This window comes from Pseudomonas svalbardensis (assembly GCF_030053115.1).
GTDB classification, from domain to species: Bacteria; Pseudomonadota; Gammaproteobacteria; order Pseudomonadales; family Pseudomonadaceae; genus Aquipseudomonas; species Aquipseudomonas svalbardensis.
Window position 1 is genome coordinate 999,325 of the sequence record NZ_CP125619.1, and the last position, 21,057, is coordinate 1,020,381.

Here is a 21,057-nt window from a genome sequence, read left to right on the forward strand (position 1 = left end):
ATGTCTGTAGCGGTGATTCAAATGGTCAGTCAGAGCGATGTGCAGGCCAATCTGGCCCAGGCCCGTCGGCTGCTCGAGCAAGCGGCGACCAGTGGTGCGCAGCTTGCCGTGCTGCCGGAAAACTTCGCCGCCATGGGCCGTCGCGACATTGCCGACATCGGCCGCGCCGAGGCGTTGGGTGAAGGACCGATCCTGCCATGGTTGAAACAGACCGCCCGCGACCTCAAGTTATGGATAGTGGCCGGCACATTGCCGTTGCCGCCGGTGGATCAACCGACGGCCAAAGTGCATGCCTGCTCGCTGATGGTGGATGACCGCGGCGAAACCGTTGCACGGTATGACAAGTTGCACCTTTTCGACGTCGATGTGGCGGACAATCGCGGGCGTTATCGCGAATCCGATGACTATGCTTATGGCAGTGGGGTAGTCGTGGCGGATACGCCCGTTGGCCGAGTCGGGCTGACAGTGTGTTACGACCTGCGCTTCCCGGAGCTGTACAGCGAATTACGCGCTGCCGGTGCAGAGTTGATTTCTGCCCCGTCAGCCTTTACCGCGGTGACCGGCGCGGCGCATTGGGACGTGTTGATACGCGCGCGGGCCATCGAAACTCAATGTTATGTGCTCGCGGCTGCCCAGGGTGGGACGCATCCGGGGCCGCGGGAAACCTTTGGCCATGCCGCAATAATCGACCCGTGGGGGCGTGTGCTGGCGCAACAGGATCAAGGCGAGGCCGTGCTGCTGGCCGAACGCGATAGCAGCGAACAGGCGTCCATCAGGGCGCGGATGCCGGTGTCCAGTCACCGGCGCTTTTTCTCGCAGGGCGCCCGGCGACCTGCCTCAGAACGATGAATTTAAGGCGTAAAGCATATGAGCGAGTTGTTGTCCTCAGTCAGTGAACACCTCCTGGCGCCCGGCGGCGTAACAATCGAGAGCCTGCAAGGTGTACTCGGCGATCTGGCCGGCCCGGGCATCGATGCCGCCGACCTGTATTTCCAGGGGCAGATTTCCGAGTCCTGGGCGCTGGAAGACGGGATCGTCAAGGAAGGCAGCTTCAACCTCGACCAAGGTGTCGGCGTGCGAGCGCAATCGGGTGAGAAAACCGGTTTTGCCTACAGCAATGCCATTACCCTCGAAGCCCTCGGCGCTGCGGCCCGTGCTGCACGTTCGATCTCCCGCGCCGGTCAGAACGGCACGGTGCAAGCCTTCACGACTCAGGATGTCGCCCAGTTGTACGGGCCGGACAACCCACTCGAAGTGATGACCCGTGCCGAGAAGGTCGAACTGCTCAAGCGTATCGACGTCGCGACTCGCGCCCTCGACCCGCGTATCCAGCAAGTCACCGTGAGCATGGCTGGCGTCTGGGAACGAATCCTCGTGGCTTCCACTGATGGCGGCCTGGCCGCCGATGTACGGCCGTTGGTACGTTTTAACGTCAGCGTGATCGTCGAGCAGAACGGTCGTCGAGAGCGCGGCGGTCATGGCGGTGGCGGTCGTACCGATTACCGTTATTTCCTCAGCGATGACCGCGCCATGAGCTACGCCCGTGAAGCGCTGCGTCAGGCGTTGGTGAATCTGGAAGCCATTCCTGCGCCGGCCGGTACGTTGCCGGTGGTGCTGGGTTCGGGCTGGTCCGGCGTGTTGCTGCACGAAGCGGTCGGCCACGGTCTGGAAGGCGACTTCAACCGCAAGGGCAGTTCCGCCTACAGCGGGCGCATGGGCGAGATGGTTGCGTCCAAGCTTTGCACCATCGTCGATGACGGCACGCTGGCCGGTCGTCGCGGTTCCCTGAGTGTCGATGATGAAGGCACCCCGACCGAGTGCACGACACTGATCGAAAACGGCGTACTCAAAGGCTACATGCAGGACAAACTCAACGCCCGTCTGATGGGCGTGGCCCGTACCGGTAACGGTCGTCGCGAATCCTATGCGCACCTGCCGATGCCGCGCATGACCAACACCTACATGCTGGCGGGCGAAAGCGACCCTGCAGAAATCATCGCCTCGGTGAAACGCGGCATCTACTGCGCCAACCTCGGCGGCGGTCAGGTGGACATCACCAGCGGCAAATTCGTGTTCTCCACCAGCGAGGCGTACCTGATCGAAGACGGCAAAATCACTGCCCCGGTCAAAGGCGCGACGTTGATCGGCAACGGGCCGGAAGCCATGAGCAAGGTGTCGATGGTCGGTAACGATCTGGCGCTGGACAGCGGCGTGGGGACGTGTGGCAAGGATGGGCAGTCGGTGCCGGTGGGTGTCGGCCAGCCAACGCTGAAAATCGATGCGATCACTGTGGGTGGCACAGGATCTTGAGGGGCTCTTGAAAAAGTGAAGCTTTGGGTGAACCGCGTAGCGGCTCACCCGAGAAGGGACTTAACGCAGACCGCGTTGAGTCTCGTCCAGCTCACGGATGTACTTGAAGATTTTACGGCTCGATGCCGGTGGCTTGTTGGTCGCCAGTTCGTGCTGGGCCTGACGGATCAGGGAGCGCAATTGCTGACGATCAGCCTCCGGGTAGTCGACCACGAACTTCTCCAGGACTGCATCGTCGCCCGCGATCAAGCGATCGCGCCAGCGTTCCAGGCCATGGAAACGTTCGTTGTACTGCCGAGTGGAGGCATCGAGTTGATCGAGCAGAGTCAGAATGGCGTCAGTGTCCTGATCGCGCATCAGTTTGCCGATGAACATAAGGTGCCGTTTACGCGCGATATTCGCGGTGTGCTTGGGCGCATCAGCCAGTGCCCGGCGCATGGCGTCGGTCAACGGCAGTTTTGCCAGCAAGTCAGGCTTGAGTGTTGTAAGGCGCTCGCCAAGGTCAACCAGAGCATGAAGCTCGCGTTTAACCTGGGATTTGCTTTTTTCTCCCGTATCGAGGGAGTCGTCGTAAGAATCAACCATGGTGGCCGTCCGCAAAGAAACGCCGCCATGATAACCAGTCGGGGGCCGCTTGTCCGGCCCGGTCGCTCGAAGGCCCTAGCCGAAAGCAGAATTTGAGTGGAGAACAGCATGAGTGCAGTTGAAAGCGTCGGCCCACAAGCGTTGCCGGCACTGCAAGAACAAGTCGAGCAGATCATCGCTGAAGCCAAGCGCCAAGGTGCCAGCGCCTGTGAAGTGGCGGTGTCCCTGGAGCAGGGCCTGTCCACCACGGTGCGTCAGCGTGAAGTCGAAACCGTCGAATTCCACCGCGATCAGGGTTTTGGCATCACCCTGTACGCTGGCCAGCGCAAGGGCTCGGCCAGCACGTCCGCCAGCGGTCCGGAGGCGATTCGCGAAACCGTCGCCGCCGCACTGGCCATCGCCAAGCACACGTCGGAAGACGAAGCTTCGGGCCTGGCAGACGCCGCGCTGATGGCCAAGGATCTGCAGGATTTTGACCTGTTCCACCAATGGGATATCACCCCGGAGCAAGCCATCGAGCAGGCCCTGGCCTGTGAAGCGGCGGCGTTTGCCACCGACAGCCGGATCAAGAACGCCGATGGCACCACCCTCAGCACCCATCAGGGCTGCCGTGTCTACGGCAACAGCCACGGTTTTATCGGCGGTTACGCGTCGACCCGTCACAGCCTGAGCTGCGTCATGATCGCCGAGGCCGACGGCCAGATGCAGCGCGATTACTGGTACGACGTGAACCGTCAGGGCGAATTGCTGGCCGACCCGGTGAGCATCGGCCAGCGTGCCGCGCAACGGGCGGCGAGCCGTCTGGGTGCACGTCCGGTGCCGACCTGCGAAGTGCCGGTGCTGTTTTCCGCAGAACTGGCTGGCGGTTTGTTCGGCAGTTTCCTCTCGGCGATTTCTGGCGGCAGTCTGTATCGCAAATCGTCGTTCCTTGAAGGCACGCTGGGGCAGAAACTGTTCCCGGAATGGCTGACCATCGATGAGCGTCCGCACCTGATGCGCGCGATGGGCAGTTCGGCGTTCGATGGCGATGGTTTGGCCACTTACGCCAAACCATTCGTCGAAAAAGGCGAGTTGGTGTCATACATTCTCGGCACGTACTCGGGCCGTAAGCTCGGGATGCCGAGCACCGCCAATGCCGGCGGTGTGCACAACCTGTTCGTCACCCATGGTGACGAAGACCAGGCGGCCTTGCTGCGCCGCATGGGTCGCGGGCTGCTGGTGACTGAATTGATGGGCCAGGGCCTGAACATGGTCACTGGCGATTACTCCCGTGGCGCGGCGGGTTACTGGGTCGAGAATGGTGAAATCCAGTTTGCGGTTCAGGAAGTGACCATCGCCGGCAACATGCGTGACATGTTCAAACAGATCGTTGCCGTCGGTAATGACCTGGAACTGCGCAGCAACATTCGTACAGGTTCGGTGCTGATAGAACGTATGACGGTGGCGGGTAGCTAACGCTTAACCGTTACACAAAAAGGCGCGCCACCCATCGTTGGGTGGCGCGCCTTTTTTGTGCGTTGGTTTTCTCGGGGTTGTTTTGGTTCTCATTATCATCTAATAATAAATCTCATTACCGAATGGGCCCGGATCATGAGTTCTGCCTTGCACGAGCAGCCTTACCTCGAAAGCTGGCGCTGGATGAGTCGCCAGATCCGTTGCGCGATGGACCCTGACGAGCCTCGCCTGATCGAACATTACCTGGCCGAAGGCCGGTACCTCGCCTGCTGCACGGCAACGTCTCCCTGGACAATCGCCGAAACTTCTTTCCGCCTGTTACTCGACACCGCCGCTGATGTTGCGCTGCCCTGGCACTGGCGCACCTTTTGTCTGGACCAGGCCTGGCGGCCATTGCGCGATCTGGAACGCCTCTCTCTGTGCAAGTGCCGCCTCAAGCGCTGGCAGAGCTACACCTGGCAACTGGCGACCTGCGAGTTGCAGCCCTCGATTCCTCTCATAGAACTGGTGCAAGGATTTACAGATGACCAAGACACGTATTGAGCGCGACAGCATGGGTGAGCTTCAAGTCCCGGTGGACGCCCTCTACGGCGCACAGACTCAACGTGCAGTGGATAACTTTCCCATCAGCGGCAAGCCGATGCCCGTGCAGTTCATCCGCGCGCTGATCCTGGCCAAGGCTGCCGCTGCCCGAGCCAACGTCGAGCTCGAACAAATCAGCGAATCCCAGGGCACAGCCATCGTCGATGCGGCGCTGGGCCTGCTCCAAAGCGACTTCATGCAGCATTTTCCGGTGGATATCTTCCAGACCGGTTCCGGCACCAGTTCGAACATGAACGCCAACGAAGTGATCGCCACCCTGGCCAGCCGTCTGCTCGGCGAACCGGTGAACCCCAATGATCACGTCAATTGCGGCCAAAGCAGCAACGACATCATCCCGACCACCATCCACGTCAGTGCTGCGTTGGCGTTGCACGACCAATTGTTGCCGGCGCTGGTGCGTCTGGTTCAGGTGATCGAGCGCAAGGCCGAAGAGGTTCATCACCACGTCAAAACCGGCCGCACTCACTTGATGGACGCGATGCCGGTGCGCATGAGCCAGGTGCTCAACGGTTGGGCGCAGCAGCTCAAGGCCAACATTGGCCATCTGCAGGATCTGCTGCCGAGCCTGCAATCCCTGGCTCAGGGCGGCACGGCAGTGGGTACCGGAATCAACGCTCATCCTCAATTCGCGGCGCGTTTCAGTGCGCAACTGAGCAAGCTGACCCAAGTGCAATTCAAACCGGGCGAGGATCTGTTTGCGCTGATCGGCTCTCAGGACACGGCGGTCAGTGTTTCCGGCCAGCTCAAGGCCACGGCCGTTTCGCTGATGAAAATCGCCAATGACCTGCGCTGGATGAACTCCGGCCCGCTGGCCGGTCTTGGTGAAATCGAGCTCGAAGCCTTGCAGCCGGGTTCTTCGATCATGCCTGGCAAGGTCAACCCGGTGATCCCGGAAGCGACCGCCATGGTCGCCGCTCAGGTCATCGGCAATGACACGGTTATCACCATCGCCGGTCAGTCGGGCAATTTCGAGCTGAACGTGATGCTGCCGATCATCGCCCAGAACCTGCTGAGCAGCATCGAGTTGCTGACCAACTCCAGCCATCTGCTGGGTGAAAAGGCCATCGCCAGCTTCAAGGTCAACGAAGCCAGGCTCAAGGAAGCGCTGTCGCGTAACCCGATCCTGGTCACCGCACTCAACCCGATCATTGGTTACCAAAAAGCCGCGGAGATCGCCAAGAAAGCCTATCAACAGGGCCGTCCGGTGATCGATGTCGCTCTGGAACACACCGACCTGACACGCAGCCAGCTTGAGGTCTTGCTGGACCCGGAGAAACTCACCGCAGGCGGCGTGTAATCACCGCAACCGCTTTGGAGGCTCACCATGGAACACTGGAAACGCACGATCGAAAGGGCTAATCGTTGTTTCATGCTGGGCGAATACGTCGATGCCCGCGAGGCCTACTTGCAGGCATTGGCCCTGGCCCAGGTGTTGTTCGAGCGATGGGCAGATGCCGACGAGGCGGTCGCGGCCTGCGTGATTTCCCACCACAACCTGGCGGACCTGCATTTGCGTCTGAACCAGCCGGAGGAGAGCGCCGAGTACTTGTGCGCCATCCATCAGCGGTTGTTGCAGACCATGCAGGACCCACGACTGGTGCCAGCCTTGCGTGAAGCCGCGCTGCGCCAGAGCAGCAAGACCTACGTCGAGCTGCTGAATTTCATCAGCGAACACGGCGAATACCCGCGCACCCATCGTTTGCTGCACATCGATGCCGCCTCGCCTGCGCCCCTACATCATGGAGTTCATTGAAATGGCTTTTACCTTGCCTGCCTTGCCTTACGCCTACGATGCCCTGGAACCGCACATCGATGCGCAGACCATGGAAATCCACTACACCAAGCATCACCAGACCTACATCAACAACCTCAACGCTGCGGTGGAAGGCACCGAGTTTGCCGAGTGGCCGGTGGAAAAACTGGTGTCAGCTGTCCGGCAACTGCCGGAGAAGCTGCGCGCGGCGGTGATCAATCAGGGCGGTGGGCATGCCAACCATTCGCTGTTCTGGGAAGTGATGGCGCCCAACGGCGGCGGCAATCCTGAAGGCTCCTTGGCTGAGGCGATCAATGAGCAACTGGGCGGCCTGAGCAGTTTCAAGGAAGCCTTCACCAAAGCCGCGCTGACTCGTTTCGGCAGCGGCTGGGCGTGGCTCAGTGTGACGCCGCAAAAGACGCTGGTCGTTGAAAGCAGCGGCAATCAGGACAGTCCATTGATGAACGGCAATACGCCAATCCTCGGCCTGGATGTCTGGGAGCACGCTTATTACCTGCAATACCAGAACCGTCGCCCGGAATACATCAACGCGTTCTACAACGTGATCAATTGGCCTGAAGTCGCTGCGCGCTATCAGGCTGCACTGGTTTAAGACTTCTGCAAAAACAATCCAAGGCTAGCTATGGGCACTGAAACACTGGCGATCGGAAGTGGACGAATGTTTCGTTACGCATTCGGATCGCTGTTACTGCTGGCAGGCATGACGTTATTGGTTGCCCAAGGCTTAGCGTGGCTGGACCTCGAGCCGAAACTGCTGCGCGCGCTGCAAGGCGGGGCGATCTGCGCTTTGGGCACTGCCTTGGGCGCGGTGCCCGTGCTGGTAATTCGACGGATGCCCCAGACGGTCAGCGATACGCTGCTCGGCTTCGGGGCCGGGGTAATGCTCGCGGCGACAGCGTTTTCGTTGATCGTTCCGGGGATCTCTGCCGCTGAAAACCTGGGGCTGACGCCTTGGGCGGCCAGCGGACTGATCAGTTTCGGCATCATGCTGGGTGCGTTCGGATTGTTCCTGGTTGATCGCAAGGTGTCAGGTGCGTCGCCGGAAATGCTCGTAGGCACGCTGGAGCGACCGGTCATCCCGACGCGAATCTGGTTGTTTGTGTTTGCGATCATTGCCCACAATATCCCCGAAGGCATGGCGGTCGGAGTGTCGGCGGGGGGTGGCATGCCTGACGCCGATAGTCTGGCCATGGGCATCCGCCTTGCAGGATGTGCCGGAAGGTCTGGTGATCGCGCTGGTATTGGCCGGGGCAGGGATGTCGCGGGTCAAGGCGTTCCTGATTGGTGCTGCGTCAGGGTTGGTCGAGCCGGTCTTCGCGTTGTTGTGTGCCTGGCTAGTGAGCCTGGCCGAATTGTTGTTGCCCTTGGGGTTGGCACTGGCGGCCGGGGCAATGTTGCTGGTGGTCACCCATGAAGTCATCCCCGAGTCGCGCCGCAATGGTCACGACAAGCTTGCAAGTCTTGGGTTGCTGATCGGGTTTTGCTTGATGATGGTGATGGATACAGCGCTCGCTTAGGCGAGCGTTATTCGCCTTCGCCGAAGTAGTCATTGATCAAATTCACCAATGCCTGCAGCGCCTCATCAGCCTGTTCACCTTCGGTGCTCAGGTGGATTTTGGTGCCCTTGCCCGCAGCGAGCATCATCATTGCCATGATGCTTTTTCCGTCGACCGTGGATTCCGGCGTGCGTCCTACTCTGATCGTGCAATCCTTGAACTCACCGGCGACGCCAACGAATTTTGCAGAAGCGCGGGCATGCAGGCCCAGCTTGTTGATGATTTCAATTTCCAGAGCAGGCATCGCGGTGTGAATCCTTTAGCTGAGGTCGCGGTGGCGAACCTGGACGTTCTTCAGGGTTTTTTGCAGGGCCTGGCCTAGACGTTCGGTCAGGTAGACTGAGCGGTGATGGCCGCCGGTGCAGCCAATGGCAATGGTGACATAAGCGCGGTTGCTGGCGGCAAAGCGTGGTAGCCACTTGAACAAGTAGGTGGAGATGTCCTGGAACATCTCTTCGACGTCCGGCTGTGCCGCCAGGTACTCGGCAACCGGTTGGTCGAGCCCGGATTGATCGCGCAACTCTGGCTTCCAGTAAGGGTTCGGCAGGCAGCGCACGTCGAACACCAGGTCAGCGTCCACCGGCATGCCACGCTTGAAGCCGAAAGACTCCACCAGGAACGCCGTACCGGGTTCCGGCTGGTTCAGCAGGCGGAGCTTGATGGTATCCCGCAGCTGATACAGGTTCAGGTTGGTGGTGTTTACTTTGAGATCGGCGAGGTCGGCAATCGGCCCGAGCAGGGCGGTCTCATCGTTGATGGCCTCGGCCAGCGAGCGATTGGCATTGCTCAGCGGGTGGCGACGGCGGGTTTCCGAGAAGCGTTTGAGCAAGGTTTCTTCGTCGGCGTCCAGATAAAGCACATCACACTGTATATGCCGGCTGCGTACTTCTTCCAGCAGTTCGGGAAACCGCGACAAGTGACTCGGCAAGTTACGCGCATCGATCGATACGGCAACCAGCGGTTGCGCCAGCTCGGTGTGAATCAACGCGCGTTCGGCCAGTTCCGGCAGCAGGCCGGCGGGCAGGTTGTCGATGCAGTAGTAGCCGTTGTCCTCGAGAACATCGAGTGCGGTACTTTTACCTGAGCCGGAGCGGCCACTGACGATGATCAAGCGCATGATTAATGACCGTTTTGCTCGTCCAGGACAACCTGATACAAGGCTTCATTGCTCGGGGCGCTGCGCAGTTTTTCGCGCACTTCCTTGCGGTCGAGCATGCTGGCGATCTGGCGCAGTAACTCCAGGTGCGCATCGGTAGCGGCTTCCGGGACCAGCAGAACGAACAGCAGGTCAACCGGGGCGCCGTCGATGGCGTCGAAATCGATGGGTGCATCAAGGTGCATCAGGGCACTGATGGGCGAGGTGCAGCCCTTCAGGCGGCAGTGGGGAATGGCGATGCCGTTGCCAAAACCGGTTGAGCCAAGTTTTTCACGGGCAATCAGAGCCTCGAAGACATCTTGCATCTCCAGATCCGGCACTTCTTTGTGGATAAGGTTGGCAATTTGCTCGAGGGCTTTCTTTTTACTGCCGCCCGGCACGTTCACGAGGGAACGGCCGGGGGTCAGGATGCTTTCAAGTCGGATCATGGGTTGGGAGTGTTAACGACCGGTCGCGCCCTGGAGGAGGCTTTGGGTCTTTTCCTTATGCTTTTTGAGTTGTTTATCCAGCTTGTCGGTCAGTGCGTCGATCGCCGCGTACATATCGGTATGCTCCGCGTTTGCGACCACTTCATTGCCGGGAATATGCAGCGTGGCTTCGATTTTCTGCTTGAGCTTTTCGACCGTCATCGTGACTTGCACGTTGGTGATCTTGTCGAAATGCCTCTCTAATCGTTCGAGTTTTTCGCCGATGTAGGTGCGAAGAGGTTCGGTCACTTCCAGTTGGTGTCCACTGATGTTGACTTGCATACAGCTCTCCTTCGTTGCCAGTGCATAAAGCGGCAGGCAGAAATGCCTGCCACTGGAACGCTGTGGCGTGGCTCTACATCAACCGCTTGCGTTCGCTCGAAGGCGCGATCCCGAGGGATTCGCGGTACTTGGCGACGGTGCGGCGAGCCACCTGAATGCCTTGTGCCTCCAGTAAACCAGCGATCTTGCTGTCACTCAACGGCTTTTTCTGATTTTCCGCGGCAACCAGTTTTTTGATGATCGCGCGGATCGCCGTGGACGAGCATTCACCGCCCTCTGAGGTGCTGACGTGGCTCGAGAAAAAGTATTTCAGTTCATATATACCCCGAGGGGTATGCATGAACTTTTGCGTGGTCACCCGAGAAATCGTCGACTCGTGCATGCCCACCGCTTCGGCGATGTCATGCAGGACCAGCGGTTTCATGGCTTCGTCGCCGTATTCAAGAAAACCGCGCTGATGCTCGACGATCTGAGTGGCTACTTTCATCAGGGTTTCGTTGCGGCTTTGCAGGCTCTTGATGAACCAGCGGGCCTCTTGCAACTGATTGCGCATGAAGGTGTTGTCGGCGCTGGTGTCGGCGCGGCGCACGAAACCGGCGTATTGAGCATTGACCCGCAGGCGCGGCACGGATTCCTGGTTCAGTTCCACCAGCCAGCGCTCGTTGTCCTTGCGTACGATCACGTCGGGAACGACGTATTCGGCTTCGCTGGACTCGATTTGCGAGCCTGGGCGCGGGTTGAGGCTCTGGACCAATTCAATCACTTGGCGCAGTTCATCTTCCTTGAGCTTCATGCGACGCATCAGCTGGCTGTAGTCGCGGCTGCCGAGCAGGTCGATGTAATCGGTGACCAGGCGTTTGGCCTCGACCAGCCAAGGCGTCTTGGCGGACAACTGACGCAATTGCAGCAGCAGGCATTCGCCCAGATTACGGGCGCCGATGCCAGCGGGTTCGAATTGCTGGATGCGGTGCAGGACGGCTTCGATTTCGTCCAGTTCGATGTCCAGTTCCGGATCGAAGGCTTCGAGAATCTCCTCGAGAGTTTCGTCCAGGTAACCCTGATTGTTGATGCAGTCGATCAGGGTCACGGCAATCAGGCGATCAGTGTCGGACATCGGTGCCAGGTTCAGTTGCCACAGCAAGTGGCTTTGCAGGCTTTCGCCGGCCGATGTACGGGTGGTGAAATCCCACTCGTCGTCATCGTTACTCGGCAGGCTGCTGGCGCTGGTCTGGTAGACGTCTTCCCACGCGGTGTCGACGGGCAGTTCGTTGGGAATCCGCTCGTTCCAGTCGCCTTCCTCGAGGTTGTCCACCGTCGGAGCGGTTTCCTGGTAGGAGGGTTCCGAAACATCGGCGTTGGGTGGCTGTTCGGCTTTGTCGGCCAAGGGGTCGGCGTTATCGAAGTCGTCGCCTTCTTCCTGGCGTTCGAGCATCGGATTGGACTCCAGGGCCTCCTGGATTTCCTGTTGCAGGTCCAGGGTCGACAATTGGAGCAGGCGGATGGCCTGTTGCAGCTGCGGTGTCATCGTCAGCTGCTGGCCCATTCTCAAGACTAGCGATGGTTTCATGGCAGGGGCTTAACACCTTATTCGCCGGCGCACATGCGCCATCCACTACAGGGCGCCGGAGCGCCAAACATAAGCAAATTATATGCCCGAAACTGCAGCGTTTGCCTAGAGCGCTGTAACAATAAAAAAATGTTGATTTTTTATCGAGACAAGCGCCCGAGCAACCAGCCAGACACCTCAGTGCTTACAGGCGGAACTCATGGCCCAGATACACTTCCTTGACCAGGTCGTTGGCCAGGATGGTGGCAGAGTCACCTTCGGCGATCAGTTGGCCATCGTTGACGATGTAGGCGGTTTCGCAGATATCCAGGGTTTCACGGACGTTGTGGTCAGTGATCAGCACGCCAATGCCCTTGGCCTTGAGGTGATAGATGATCTGTTTGATATCGCCCACCGAAATCGGGTCCACGCCGGCGAATGGTTCGTCGAGCAGGATGAATTTCGGGTTGGTAGCGAGTGCCCGGGCGATTTCCACGCGGCGGCGTTCACCACCGGACAGACTCATCCCGAGGTTGTCGCGGATGTGGCTGATATGGAATTCCTGCAGCAGGCTTTCCAGCTCTTTGCGACGACCGGCCTTGTCGAGTTCCTTGCGGGTCTCGAGGATCGCCATGATGTTGTCGGCTACCGAGAGTTTGCGGAAGATCGAGGCTTCTTGCGGAAGATAGCCGATACCGGCCTTCGCACGACCGTGCATGGGCTGGTGGCTGACATCCAGGTCGTCAATCAGTACGCGGCCCTGGTCGGCCTGTACCAGGCCGACAATCATGTAAAAGCAGGTGGTCTTGCCGGCGCCGTTGGGACCCAGCAGGCCGACGATCTGACCGCTGTCGATCGACAGGCTGACGTCACGCACGACCTGGCGGCTCTTGTAGCTCTTGGCCAGATGCTGAGCTTTCAGAGTTGCCATTACTGGGCCTTTTGCTCGTCGGTTTTCTTCTTCGGCTGGATCACCATGTCGATGCGCGGACGCGACTCGGTGACCTTGTTGCCCGTCGCGCGACCGGCGCTCGCAAGCTTTTTAACCGTGTCGTAGACGATTTTCTCGCCTTGGGTGACGTTGTTGTCCTTGTCGATGACTTTGGCACGATCGATCAATACGACGCGGTTTTGCGAGGCGTGGTACTGGATGGTCACTCCGTAGCCCTGAACCGGCTTGGTGTCGCCAGCCGTCTGCATCTGCTCGAAGTAGGCCAGATTGCCCACCGAAGTCACCACGTCGATGTCGCCGGCCGGGGTGCGGGTGATGGTTACAGTATTGCCTTTAACAATCATCGAGCCCTGGGTAATGATCACGTCACCTTTATAGGTGGCAATACCATTCTTGTCGTCCAGTTGGGCATCGTCGGCCTGGATGCGGATAGGCTGCTCTTGATCGTTCGGCAGAGCCCAGGCGCTCACGCTTCCCAGTGCTGCGCTCAGACCGAGCAAAATAGGGAGGGTTTTAACGAGCCTCATACTGTCCTCTTACGTTCGATAGCAGGTGTATCCTGCTTTCTTTCAAATACGCTTTCATTCCCTTGCCAGTCGACACACCACCAGCGCCGTCGATTCTAACGGGTTGCTCGGTCTGCGCATATTGCTGATGCGGGAACACTGTCATGCGGGTGGTGGTAATCAGGGTCTTGCGGTTTTTCTCGTCGAAGCGCGTGATGCGCACCGAGTCAATCAGTTCGACCTGAGTTCCGTCGGAATTCACTTCGCCGTGCTCGCTCTGGATATGCCACGGAAACTCGGTGCCGCGGAACATGTTCAGGTCGGGATTGGTCAACAGCGTCACTTCGGTGGCTTTCAGGTGTTCAACCTTGTCGGACGTCATTTCGTATTGCAGTTTGCCGTCAGGCAGGTACTGCACGCTGTGGGCTTTGATCGCGTAATAGTCGATCGCGGTTTCATCGATCTTTGCCACCGGCTGGTCGAGGAAGCGTTCCGGGCTGATGTTCCAGTAGCCGACCGCCGCGAATATCGCTGCGATGCAGCCAAACACCAGGAATTTGCGAATCTTTTTGCTCAGCATAGTTGGCTCACAGGTACGCGGCGTTTGCCGCATCAAGGCGGCCCTGCGCGCGCAGGATCAATTCGCAGAATTCGCGAGCGGCACCCTCGCCACCGCGGGCCTGGGTGATGCCGTGGGCGTGTTCACGGACGAAACTGGCAGCGTTTGCCACCGCCATGCCAAGGCCGACGCGGCGAATCACCGGCAGGTCCGGCAGGTCGTCGCCGAGATAGGCGACTTGCTCATAGCTTAGGTTGAGTTGGGCAAGAAGCTCGTCGAGTACCACCAGTTTGTCTTCGCGCCCCTGGTACACGTGTGGAATGCCGAGGTTCTTCGCTCGTCGTTCGACCACCGGGGTCTTGCGGCCGCTGATGATAGCGGTCTGCACGCCGGCTGCCATCAACATCTTGATGCCTTGGCCGTCGAGGGTGTTGAACGTCTTGAATTCGCTGCCGTCTTCGAGGAAGTACAGGCGTCCGTCGGTCAGTACGCCATCGACGTCAAAAACCGCCAGTTTGATGTTCTTGCCGCGTTGCAGCAGGTCGGTGCTCATCACATTACTCCTGCGCGCAGCAGATCGGACAGGTTGAAGGCGCCGATCGGACGGTCCTCCTTGTCCACCACCACCAGCGCGTTGATTCGATGGTCTTCCATGATTTTCAGAGCCTCGGCCGCGAGCATCTCGGGACGGGCGGTCTTGCCGTGAACGGTCATGACCTCGTCGATGGTCGCGTGATGGATATCGATGGTGCGGTCCAGAGTGCGACGCAAATCGCCGTCGGTGAAGATCCCGGCGAGTTTGCCATCGGGCTCCACAATCGCGGTCATGCCCAGGCCCTTGCGGGTCATTTCCATCAAGGCGTCCTTGAGTAGCGTGCCACGTTGCACCTGGGGCAGTTCTGCGCCGGCGTGCATGACGTTTTCCACTTTCAGCAGCAGGCGTCGGCCAAGCGCGCCACCGGGGTGGGAAAAGGCGAAATCTTCAGCGGTAAAACCGCGGGCTTCCAGTAGCGCAACGGCCAGGGCGTCGCCCATGACCAGCGCGGCAGTGGTCGACGAGGTCGGTGCCAGGTTGAGTGGGCAGGCTTCGTGCTCGACGTGAACGTTGAGGTTGACCTCAGCAGCCTTCGCCAGCGGTGAATCAGGGTTGCCGGTCATGCTGATCAATTGAATGCCCAGGCGCTTGATCAGCGGCAGCAGGGTGACGATTTCATTGGTGGAGCCGGAATTTGACAGCGCCAGGATGATGTCGTCGCGGGTGATCATGCCCATATCGCCGTGGCTGGCTTCGGCCGGGTGCACGAAAAAGGCCGTGGTGCCGGTGCTGGCCAGGGTGGCGGCGATCTTGTTGCCGACGTGCCCCGATTTGCCCATGCCGACTACGACCACGCGCCCTTTGCTGGCCAGAATCATCTCGCAAGCGCGTACGAAATCTGCGTCGATACGGGGCAACAAGCCTTGTACGGCTTCCAGTTCGAGGCGGATGGTGCGTTGTGCTGATTGAATCAGGTCGCTGGATTGGCTCATGTCAGAAATCGTATAGCCTGATGAAAAGGCGGCGATTATAACGGTAATGATCGAAACCCTCACGCAAGTTCGTCGCGCTTTGTCATTCCCTGTTACCGAATACCCCTAAATAGAAGCTTTTACCCCGTCATGTTACTGAACATGGCCCGGCTTGGGCCTTGGGCGCTTGGCCTTTGCAGTGATATAGTTCGCGGCCAGTTCGGCCTGCCGGGAGGTATGTGCTTTCGTCAGAAAGTCAGGCGTCCGAGTGAGAGGCTGCATCGCAAGGAGTTTAGATGAGTGCCGATAAAGCCTACGCGGTCGAGCTGAAGGGACTGACCTTCAAGCGCGGTGCGCGCAGCATTTTCAATAACGTCGATATACGTATCCCGCGCGGCAAGGTCACCGGCATCATGGGGCCTTCCGGGTGTGGCAAGACTACGCTGTTGCGGCTGATGGGCGCACAGTTGCGGCCTACCAAAGGCGAAGTCTGGGTCAACGGGCAGAACCTGCCGAAGCTGTCGCGCAGTGATCTATTCGATGCGCGCAAGCACATGGGCGTGCTTTTTCAGAGTGGTGCACTGTTCACCGATCTCGATGTGTTCGAGAACGTCGCCTTTCCGCTACGCGTTCATACCGAACTGCCGGAAGAAATGATCCGGGACATTGTCCTGCTCAAATTGCAGGCCGTGGGCTTGCGTGGCGCCATCGACCTGATGCCTGACGAGTTGTCCGGCGGCATGAAGCGTCGTGTCGCTCTGGCCCGGGCGATTGCCCTCGACCCGCAAATCCTCATGTATGACGAGCCCTTTGTCGGCCAGGACCCCATCGCCATGGGTGTGCTGGTGCGCCTGATCCGCCTGCTCAACGATGCGCTGGGCATCACCAGTATCGTGGTCTCCCACGACCTGGCTGAGACCGCGAGCATCGCCGATTACATCTATGTCGTCGGCGAAGGTCAGGTGTTGGGGCAGGGCACTCCCGAGGAACTGATGAACTCGCAGGAGCCACGCATCCGTCAATTCATGACAGGCGAGCCGGACGGTCCGGTCGCCTATCACTTTCCAGCGACGGATTACCGCGCAGATCTTCTGGGGAAGCGTTGATGCGCAAGATTTCACTAATAGAGCGGGTTCGCCGGTTCGGCCACTCTGGCATTGACGTGCTGGGGGTGTTTGGCCGTTCGGCGATATTCCTGTTTCATGCCTTGCTCGGCCGTGGTGGCATTGGTGGCGGTTTTGGCCTGCTGATCAAGCAACTGCATTCAGTGGGCGTGATGTCCCTGGTGATCATCGTGGTCTCCGGGGTATTCATCGGCATGGTGCTGGCGCTGCAAGGCTTTAATATTCTATCCAGCTACGGTTCGGAGCAGGCGGTCGGCCAGATGGTTGCGCTGACGCTGTTGCGCGAACTGGGCCCCGTGGTCACGGCATTGCTGTTCGCCGGGCGCGCCGGTTCGGCATTGACTGCCGAAATCGGCAACATGAAATCCACCGAGCAGTTGTCCAGTCTGGAAATGATTGGTGTCGACCCGCTCAAGTACATCATTGCCCCGCGCCTGTGGGCCGGCTTCATTTCCCTGCCGGTGCTGGCGATGATCTTCAGCGTGGTGGGAATCTGGGGTGGTTCGTGGGTGGCCGTCGACTGGCTGGGTGTCTATGAAGGTTCCTACTGGTCCAACATGCAGAACAGCGTGACCTTTGCTGACGATGTGCTCAACGGCATCATCAAAAGCATCGTTTTCGCCTTTGTCGTGACCTGGATCGCCGTATTTCAAGGCTATGACTGCGAGCCCACTTCCGAGGGGATCAGTCGTGCCACTACCAAGACCGTGGTGTATGCCTCTTTGGCTGTACTCGGCCTGGACTTTATTCTGACCGCCTTGATGTTTGGAGATTTCTGATGCAAAACCGCACCCTGGAAATCGGTGTCGGCCTTTTCTTGCTGGCTGGCATCCTGGCTTTGCTGTTGCTGGCGTTGCGGGTGAGTGGCCTGTCCCCGAGCACAACCACCGATACTTATAAAACTTATGCGTATTTCGACAATATCGCCGGTTTGACTGTCAGAGCTAAAGTGACCATGGCCGGTGTGACCATTGGCAAGGTCACGGCGATCGATCTGGACCGCGACAGTTTCACTGGTCGAGTGACCATGCAGCTGGAAAAACGCGTAGATAACCTGCCGACTGACTCCACTGCATCTATCCTGACCGCTGGCCTGTTGGGCGAGAAGTACATCGGCATCAGCGTGGGCGGGGAAGAAACCTTGCTCAAGGATGGTTCAACCATCCACGACACGCAGTCGTCGCTGGTACTCGAAGACCTGATCGGTAAATTTCTGCTCAATACCGTTAGTAAAGACGCCAAATGAGGAGCTTTTGAATGATCTCTACCTTGCGACGTGGCCTGTTGGTATTACTCTCGGCCCTGCCTTTGATGGCTAACGCTGTGGCGGCGCCTTCCGCGCACGAACTGGTACAGGACACCACCAATCGGTTACTTGCCGATCTGGCGACCAATAAAGAGAAGTACAAGCAGGATCCGAAAGACTTTTATGCCGCGCTGGACAGCATCGTCGGACCTGTTGTGGATGCCGAGGGCATTTCCAAGAGCATCATGACGGTCAAATACTCGCGCAAAGCCACGCCTGCGCAAATGAAGACCTTTGAAGAAAACTTCAAAAAGGGTCTGTTCCAGTTCTATGGCAACGCTTTGCTCGAATACAACAATCAGGGGATCGTCGTCGACCCTGCCAAGGATGAGTCGGGAGATCGTACAAGCGTCGCCATGACGCTCAAAGGCAGCAACGGCTCGATTTATCCTGTCTCTTACACACTCGAAAAGATCAATGGCGAGTGGAAACTGCGCAACGTGATCATTAACGGCATTAACATCGGCAAGCTGTTCCGTGATCAGTTCGCTGATGCGATGCAGCGCAATGGCAATGACCTGGACAAGACCATCAATGGTTGGGCCGGGGAAGTCGCCAAAGCCAAGGAAGCCAGTCAGAAGCAAACAACCGAGACGCAAGCTCAATGAGTGTGTCGGCCATTCGCATGAGCGAATCCGGCGAGCTGACGCTTAGCGGCATGCTGGATTACCGCACTGGCCCCGGTTTGCGCAAGCAGGGGCAGGCACTGATCAAATCCAGCAAGGCCGCTGTACTGGTGGTCGATTGCTCGGCAGTGTTGAAGTCCAGCAGTGTCGGCTTGTCGCTGCTGCTGTGCTTCATGCGTGATGCAGAGGCGGCCGGCAAGGCGTTGAGCATCCGCGGGATGCCAGAAGACATGCGCGAAATCGCTCAGGTCAGCGAATTGACCGAGCTGTTGGCGCATCCCTAACCGCATCTATTAAGAAGCCCCCCGTCAGAGTCCTGCTTCGCGGGGTTCGCAGGCGCGGGGCTTTTTTGTATGATGTCCGACCCGCGCGCACAGGGCGCCGATTGAGGTTGAGCATGCAGGCCGTAGAAGTGAAGAGCTTCCTTGAAGGAAAGCTGCCAGGAACCCTAGTAGAAGTCGAGGGCGAAGGCTGCAACTTTCAGCTGAACGTGATTAGCGATGAACTGGCGGCGTTGAGCCCGGTGAAGCGTCAGCAGCAGATCTATGCCCATTTGAACCCATGGATCACCGATGGCAGCATCCATGCGGTCACTATGAAATTTTTCAGCAGCGCGGCCTGGGCCGAGCGCACCTGAGCCCAAGGGCGTCGAGATTCTTATGGATAAATTGATAATTACCGGTGGCGTTCGTCTTGATGGCGAAATCCGCATCTCCGGGGCAAAGAACTCTGCCCTGCCGATCCTGGCTGCAACCTTGCTGTGCGATGGCCCGGTGACTGTTGCCAACCTGCCGCACCTGCACGACATCACCACCATGATCGAGCTGTTCGGTCGTATGGGCATCGAGCCGGTGATCGACGAGAAACTCAGCGTCGAAATCGACCCGCGCACCATCAAGACTCTGATCGCTCCGTACGAACTGGTGAAAACCATGCGTGCGTCGATCCTGGTGCTGGGCCCGATGGTTGCTCGTTTCGGTGAAGCCGAAGTCGCACTGCCTGGCGGTTGCGCCATTGGTTCGCGTCCGGTTGACCTGCACATTCGTGGCCTTGAAGCCATGGGCGCGGTCATTGACGTCGAAGGCGGCTACATCAAGGCCAAGGCGCCTGAGGGTGGCCTGCGCGGTGCCCACTTCTTCTTCGACACCGTCAGTGTGACCGGTACCGAAAACATCATGATGGCGGCCGCTCTGGCCAAGGGCCGCAGCGTTCTGGCAAACGCCGCTCGCGAGCCTGAAGTCATCGACCTGGCGAACTTCCTGATCGCCATGGGCGCCAAGATCACTGGCGCCGGCACTGACACCATCACCATTGATGGCGTCGAGCGTCTGCACCCGACCACTTACAAAGTGATGCCTGACCGAATCGAGACCGGCACTTACCTGGTCGCAGCTGCTGTAACCGGCGGTCGTGTGAAGGTCAAGGACACCGATCCGACCATCCTCGAAGCCGTTCTTGAGAAACTCAAGGAATCGGGTGCCGAAATCACCTGCGGCGAAGACTGGATCGAGCTGAACATGCACGGCAAGCGGCCAAAAGCCGTTAACGTGCGCACCGCTCCGTACCCGGCATTCCCGACAGACATGCAAGCGCAGTTCATCTCCCTCAACGCCATTGCTGAAGGCACCGGTGCCGTGATCGAGACGATCTTCGAAAACCGCTTCATGCACGTTTACGAACTGCACCGCATGGGCGCCAAGATCCAGGTCGAAGGCAACACTGCCATCGTCACCGGTACCGAAAAGCTCAAGGGCGCGCCAGTCATGGCCACCGACCTGCGTGCTTCGGCCAGTCTGGTGATCTCGGCGTTGATCGCTGAAGGTGACACCCTGATCGACCGCATCTACCACATCGACCGTGGTTACGAGTGCATCGAAGAGAAACTGCAGATGCTCGGCGCCAAGATCCGCCGCGTACCGGGCTAGTTTCTGTTGCATGGGCACAGGGACGTGCCCGTTGAATTCGTTTCAAGTCGAGCCGGTTACCGGCTCGATGTGTGTCCGGCGCCATTTGCGACCGGGCATGAGTACCTTGATAAGGACTGACGTTTCCCATGTTGACCATCGCACTGTCCAAGGGCCGCATCCTTGACGACACCCTGCCGCTTCTGGCTGAAGCGGGCATCGTGCCGACCGAGAATCCGGACAAGAGCCGCAAGCTGATCATCCCCACGACTCAGGCCGATGTACGTCTGCTGATCGTGCGCGCCACCGATGTGCCGACTTACGTCGAACATGGTGCCGCTGACCTGGGCGTCGCCGGTAAAGATGTGCTGATGGAATACGGCGGCCAGGGCTTGTACGAGCCATTGGACCTGCGAATTGCCCTCTGCAAGCTGATGACCGCCGGCCGTGTCGGCGATGTCGAGCCCAAGGGCCGCCTGCGTGTGGCGACCAAGTTCGTCAACGTTGCCAAGCGCTACTACGCCGAACAGGGCCGTCAGGTCGACATCATCAAGCTCTATGGCTCGATGGAACTGGCGCCGCTGATCGGTCTGGCAGACAAGATCATCGACGTGGTCGACACCGGCAACACCCTGCGCGCCAATGGCCTGGAACCCCAGGATTTCATTGCCGACATCAGCTCACGGCTGATCGTCAACAAAGCTTCAATGAAAATGCAGCACGCCCGTATTCAGGCGTTGATCGACACCCTGCGCAAGGCAGTGGAGTCTCGACACCGCGGCTGATTCACCTGCGCGACGTTAAGTCGCGCCCGTCTATCCGCCTCATAGCCAGAATTCT

26 protein-coding genes and 1 pseudogene are annotated in these 21,057 nt (G+C 59.0%); 16 read left to right on the forward strand and 11 right to left on the reverse strand.

The annotated features are described in order from the left end of the window. Both QFX16_RS04305 and tldD read left to right on the forward strand, forming a co-directional pair. Entirely contained in the window at positions 1–849 is an 849-nt protein-coding gene (locus tag QFX16_RS04305) for a carbon-nitrogen hydrolase family protein (protein WP_283182956.1), read from the forward strand. Between the two features lie 18 nt (positions 850–867). Further along, positions 868–2,310 carry a metalloprotease TldD gene (tldD, locus tag QFX16_RS04310; RefSeq protein ID WP_008148876.1) on the forward strand — a complete coding sequence of 481 codons (1,443 nt, stop codon included), beginning with the start codon at positions 868–870 and terminating at the stop codon, positions 2,308–2,310. Between the two features lie 60 nt (positions 2,311–2,370). Here the strand turns inward: tldD and yjgA are convergent, their stop codons facing one another. Beyond that, complete coding sequence (gene yjgA / locus QFX16_RS04315) at positions 2,371–2,895, reverse strand: ribosome biogenesis factor YjgA (protein WP_033058015.1); 525 nt, start codon at positions 2,893–2,895, stop codon at positions 2,371–2,373. Positions 2,896–3,003: 108 nt separating this feature from the next. Here yjgA and pmbA point away from each other — a divergent pair, with 108 nt between their 5' ends. The 6 genes and pseudogenes from pmbA to QFX16_RS04345 all read left to right on the forward strand — a co-directional run bounded on the left by pmbA (position 3,004) and on the right by QFX16_RS04345 (position 8,244). Beyond that, positions 3,004–4,350, forward strand: coding sequence for a metalloprotease PmbA (gene pmbA / locus QFX16_RS04320; RefSeq protein WP_283182957.1), 1,347 nt, complete (start codon positions 3,004–3,006; stop codon positions 4,348–4,350). 135 nt (positions 4,351–4,485) lie between these two features. Further along, positions 4,486–4,893: a FagA protein gene (locus QFX16_RS04325; protein WP_283182958.1), complete on the forward strand. Its 408-nt coding sequence runs from the start codon at positions 4,486–4,488 to the stop codon at positions 4,891–4,893. Then, entirely contained in the window at positions 4,874–6,250 is a 1,377-nt protein-coding gene (locus QFX16_RS04330) for a class II fumarate hydratase (RefSeq protein ID WP_283182959.1), read from the forward strand. The genes QFX16_RS04325 and QFX16_RS04330 overlap by 20 nt, the downstream gene beginning before the upstream one ends. Before the next feature lie 27 nt (positions 6,251–6,277). Continuing rightward, the gene (locus QFX16_RS04335) at positions 6,278–6,706 is read left to right on the forward strand and encodes a DUF2753 family protein (RefSeq protein ID WP_283182960.1); all 429 of its coding nucleotides are present in this window, start codon (positions 6,278–6,280) and stop codon (positions 6,704–6,706) included. A gap of 1 nt (position 6,707) precedes the next feature. Continuing rightward, positions 6,708–7,319 (forward strand): superoxide dismutase, encoded by a 612-nt coding sequence (locus QFX16_RS04340; RefSeq protein WP_283182961.1) that lies wholly within the window; start codon positions 6,708–6,710, stop codon positions 7,317–7,319. Between the two features lie 30 nt (positions 7,320–7,349). Next, a pseudogene (locus QFX16_RS04345) lies at positions 7,350–8,244 on the forward strand (ZIP family metal transporter). A 7-nt stretch (positions 8,245–8,251) separates the two neighbouring features. Here the strand turns inward: QFX16_RS04345 and QFX16_RS04350 are convergent. The 10 genes from QFX16_RS04350 to QFX16_RS04395 form a co-directional block, all read right to left on the reverse strand. Beyond that, the gene (locus QFX16_RS04350) at positions 8,252–8,527 is read right to left on the reverse strand and encodes an HPr family phosphocarrier protein (RefSeq protein WP_033058002.1); all 276 of its coding nucleotides are present in this window, start codon (positions 8,525–8,527) and stop codon (positions 8,252–8,254) included. Between the two features lie 15 nt (positions 8,528–8,542). After that, positions 8,543–9,400, reverse strand: a complete 858-nt coding sequence (rapZ, locus tag QFX16_RS04355; protein WP_149630552.1) for an RNase adapter RapZ — start codon at positions 9,398–9,400, stop codon at positions 8,543–8,545. A 2-nt stretch (positions 9,401–9,402) separates the two neighbouring features. After that, on the reverse strand, positions 9,403–9,867 hold the full coding sequence (gene ptsN / locus QFX16_RS04360) for a PTS IIA-like nitrogen regulatory protein PtsN (protein ID WP_056742951.1): 465 nt from the start codon (positions 9,865–9,867) through the stop codon (positions 9,403–9,405). 12 nt (positions 9,868–9,879) lie between these two features. Continuing rightward, positions 9,880–10,188: a ribosome hibernation-promoting factor, HPF/YfiA family gene (hpf, locus tag QFX16_RS04365; RefSeq protein ID WP_007941242.1), complete on the reverse strand. Its 309-nt coding sequence runs from the start codon at positions 10,186–10,188 to the stop codon at positions 9,880–9,882. A gap of 73 nt (positions 10,189–10,261) precedes the next feature. Further along, entirely contained in the window at positions 10,262–11,755 is a 1,494-nt protein-coding gene (locus QFX16_RS04370; protein ID WP_282375089.1) for an RNA polymerase factor sigma-54, read from the reverse strand. Positions 11,756–11,939: 184 nt separating this feature from the next. Next, complete coding sequence (gene lptB, locus QFX16_RS04375; RefSeq protein ID WP_027924532.1) at positions 11,940–12,665, reverse strand: LPS export ABC transporter ATP-binding protein; 726 nt, start codon at positions 12,663–12,665, stop codon at positions 11,940–11,942. Further along, positions 12,665–13,213, reverse strand: coding sequence for a lipopolysaccharide transport periplasmic protein LptA (gene lptA, locus QFX16_RS04380; protein ID WP_283182962.1), 549 nt, complete (start codon positions 13,211–13,213; stop codon positions 12,665–12,667). The genes lptB and lptA overlap by 1 nt, the downstream gene beginning before the upstream one ends. Continuing rightward, positions 13,200–13,772, reverse strand: coding sequence for an LPS export ABC transporter periplasmic protein LptC (lptC, locus tag QFX16_RS04385; protein ID WP_283182963.1), 573 nt, complete (start codon positions 13,770–13,772; stop codon positions 13,200–13,202). Before lptC ends, lptA begins: the two co-directional genes overlap by 14 nt. A 7-nt stretch (positions 13,773–13,779) precedes the next feature. After that, positions 13,780–14,304, reverse strand: coding sequence for a KdsC family phosphatase (locus QFX16_RS04390; RefSeq protein WP_033057989.1), 525 nt, complete (start codon positions 14,302–14,304; stop codon positions 13,780–13,782). Next, complete coding sequence (locus QFX16_RS04395) at positions 14,304–15,278, reverse strand: KpsF/GutQ family sugar-phosphate isomerase (protein WP_283182964.1); 975 nt, start codon at positions 15,276–15,278, stop codon at positions 14,304–14,306. Before QFX16_RS04395 ends, QFX16_RS04390 begins: the two co-directional genes overlap by 1 nt. Positions 15,279–15,553: 275 nt before the next feature. On the opposite strand from QFX16_RS04395, the gene QFX16_RS04400 reads away from it, so the two are divergent. The 8 genes from QFX16_RS04400 (at position 15,554) to hisG (ending at position 21,002) form a co-directional block, all read left to right on the forward strand. After that, positions 15,554–16,363 (forward strand): ATP-binding cassette domain-containing protein, encoded by an 810-nt coding sequence (locus tag QFX16_RS04400; protein ID WP_059403257.1) that lies wholly within the window; start codon positions 15,554–15,556, stop codon positions 16,361–16,363. Continuing rightward, positions 16,363–17,160, forward strand: a complete 798-nt coding sequence (gene mlaE, locus QFX16_RS04405; protein ID WP_008150745.1) for a lipid asymmetry maintenance ABC transporter permease subunit MlaE — start codon at positions 16,363–16,365, stop codon at positions 17,158–17,160. The genes QFX16_RS04400 and mlaE overlap by 1 nt, the downstream gene beginning before the upstream one ends. After that, on the forward strand, positions 17,160–17,627 hold the full coding sequence (mlaD, locus tag QFX16_RS04410) for an outer membrane lipid asymmetry maintenance protein MlaD (protein WP_283182965.1): 468 nt from the start codon (positions 17,160–17,162) through the stop codon (positions 17,625–17,627). Before mlaE ends, mlaD begins: the two co-directional genes overlap by 1 nt. A gap of 11 nt (positions 17,628–17,638) precedes the next feature. Beyond that, complete coding sequence (locus QFX16_RS04415) at positions 17,639–18,295, forward strand: MlaC/ttg2D family ABC transporter substrate-binding protein (RefSeq protein ID WP_283182966.1); 657 nt, start codon at positions 17,639–17,641, stop codon at positions 18,293–18,295. Beyond that, a complete protein-coding gene (locus tag QFX16_RS04420) occupies positions 18,292–18,597 on the forward strand; it encodes an STAS domain-containing protein (protein WP_283182967.1) in 306 nt (101 codons plus the stop codon). The genes QFX16_RS04415 and QFX16_RS04420 overlap by 4 nt, the downstream gene beginning before the upstream one ends. 113 nt (positions 18,598–18,710) lie before the next feature. Beyond that, entirely contained in the window at positions 18,711–18,950 is a 240-nt protein-coding gene (locus QFX16_RS04425) for a BolA family protein (RefSeq protein WP_007912386.1), read from the forward strand. Positions 18,951–18,972: 22 nt separating this feature from the next. Further along, the gene (murA, locus tag QFX16_RS04430) at positions 18,973–20,238 is read left to right on the forward strand and encodes a UDP-N-acetylglucosamine 1-carboxyvinyltransferase (RefSeq protein ID WP_046045865.1); all 1,266 of its coding nucleotides are present in this window, start codon (positions 18,973–18,975) and stop codon (positions 20,236–20,238) included. 128 nt (positions 20,239–20,366) lie between these two features. Then, positions 20,367–21,002 carry an ATP phosphoribosyltransferase gene (gene hisG / locus QFX16_RS04435; RefSeq protein WP_007901570.1) on the forward strand — a complete coding sequence of 212 codons (636 nt, stop codon included), beginning with the start codon at positions 20,367–20,369 and terminating at the stop codon, positions 21,000–21,002. The last annotated feature ends 55 nt before the right edge of the window (positions 21,003–21,057 follow it).

Coding starts and splice junctions, on each gene's coding strand:
- QFX16_RS04305 (WP_283182956.1), top strand. CDS start 1: ATGTCTGTAGCGGTGATTCAAATGGTCAGTCAGAGCGATGTGCAGGCC.
- tldD (WP_008148876.1), top strand. CDS start 868: ATGAGCGAGTTGTTGTCCTCAGTCAGTGAACACCTCCTGGCGCCCGGC.
- yjgA (WP_033058015.1), bottom strand. CDS start 2,895: ATGGTTGATTCTTACGACGACTCCCTCGATACGGGAGAAAAAAGCAAA.
- pmbA (WP_283182957.1), top strand. CDS start 3,004: ATGAGTGCAGTTGAAAGCGTCGGCCCACAAGCGTTGCCGGCACTGCAA.
- QFX16_RS04325 (WP_283182958.1), top strand. CDS start 4,486: ATGAGTTCTGCCTTGCACGAGCAGCCTTACCTCGAAAGCTGGCGCTGG.
- QFX16_RS04330 (WP_283182959.1), top strand. CDS start 4,874: ATGACCAAGACACGTATTGAGCGCGACAGCATGGGTGAGCTTCAAGTC.
- QFX16_RS04335 (WP_283182960.1), top strand. CDS start 6,278: ATGGAACACTGGAAACGCACGATCGAAAGGGCTAATCGTTGTTTCATG.
- QFX16_RS04340 (WP_283182961.1), top strand. CDS start 6,708: ATGGCTTTTACCTTGCCTGCCTTGCCTTACGCCTACGATGCCCTGGAA.
- QFX16_RS04350 (WP_033058002.1), bottom strand. CDS start 8,527: ATGCCTGCTCTGGAAATTGAAATCATCAACAAGCTGGGCCTGCATGCC.
- rapZ (WP_149630552.1), bottom strand. CDS start 9,400: ATGCGCTTGATCATCGTCAGTGGCCGCTCCGGCTCAGGTAAAAGTACC.
- ptsN (WP_056742951.1), bottom strand. CDS start 9,867: ATGATCCGACTTGAAAGCATCCTGACCCCCGGCCGTTCCCTCGTGAAC.
- hpf (WP_007941242.1), bottom strand. CDS start 10,188: ATGCAAGTCAACATCAGTGGACACCAACTGGAAGTGACCGAACCTCTT.
- QFX16_RS04370 (WP_282375089.1), bottom strand. CDS start 11,755: ATGAAACCATCGCTAGTCTTGAGAATGGGCCAGCAGCTGACGATGACA.
- lptB (WP_027924532.1), bottom strand. CDS start 12,665: ATGGCAACTCTGAAAGCTCAGCATCTGGCCAAGAGCTACAAGAGCCGC.
- lptA (WP_283182962.1), bottom strand. CDS start 13,213: ATGAGGCTCGTTAAAACCCTCCCTATTTTGCTCGGTCTGAGCGCAGCA.
- lptC (WP_283182963.1), bottom strand. CDS start 13,772: ATGCTGAGCAAAAAGATTCGCAAATTCCTGGTGTTTGGCTGCATCGCA.
- QFX16_RS04390 (WP_033057989.1), bottom strand. CDS start 14,304: ATGAGCACCGACCTGCTGCAACGCGGCAAGAACATCAAACTGGCGGTT.
- QFX16_RS04395 (WP_283182964.1), bottom strand. CDS start 15,278: ATGAGCCAATCCAGCGACCTGATTCAATCAGCACAACGCACCATCCGC.
- QFX16_RS04400 (WP_059403257.1), top strand. CDS start 15,554: ATGAGTGCCGATAAAGCCTACGCGGTCGAGCTGAAGGGACTGACCTTC.
- mlaE (WP_008150745.1), top strand. CDS start 16,363: ATGCGCAAGATTTCACTAATAGAGCGGGTTCGCCGGTTCGGCCACTCT.
- mlaD (WP_283182965.1), top strand. CDS start 17,160: ATGCAAAACCGCACCCTGGAAATCGGTGTCGGCCTTTTCTTGCTGGCT.
- QFX16_RS04415 (WP_283182966.1), top strand. CDS start 17,639: ATGATCTCTACCTTGCGACGTGGCCTGTTGGTATTACTCTCGGCCCTG.
- QFX16_RS04420 (WP_283182967.1), top strand. CDS start 18,292: ATGAGTGTGTCGGCCATTCGCATGAGCGAATCCGGCGAGCTGACGCTT.
- QFX16_RS04425 (WP_007912386.1), top strand. CDS start 18,711: ATGCAGGCCGTAGAAGTGAAGAGCTTCCTTGAAGGAAAGCTGCCAGGA.
- murA (WP_046045865.1), top strand. CDS start 18,973: ATGGATAAATTGATAATTACCGGTGGCGTTCGTCTTGATGGCGAAATC.
- hisG (WP_007901570.1), top strand. CDS start 20,367: ATGTTGACCATCGCACTGTCCAAGGGCCGCATCCTTGACGACACCCTG.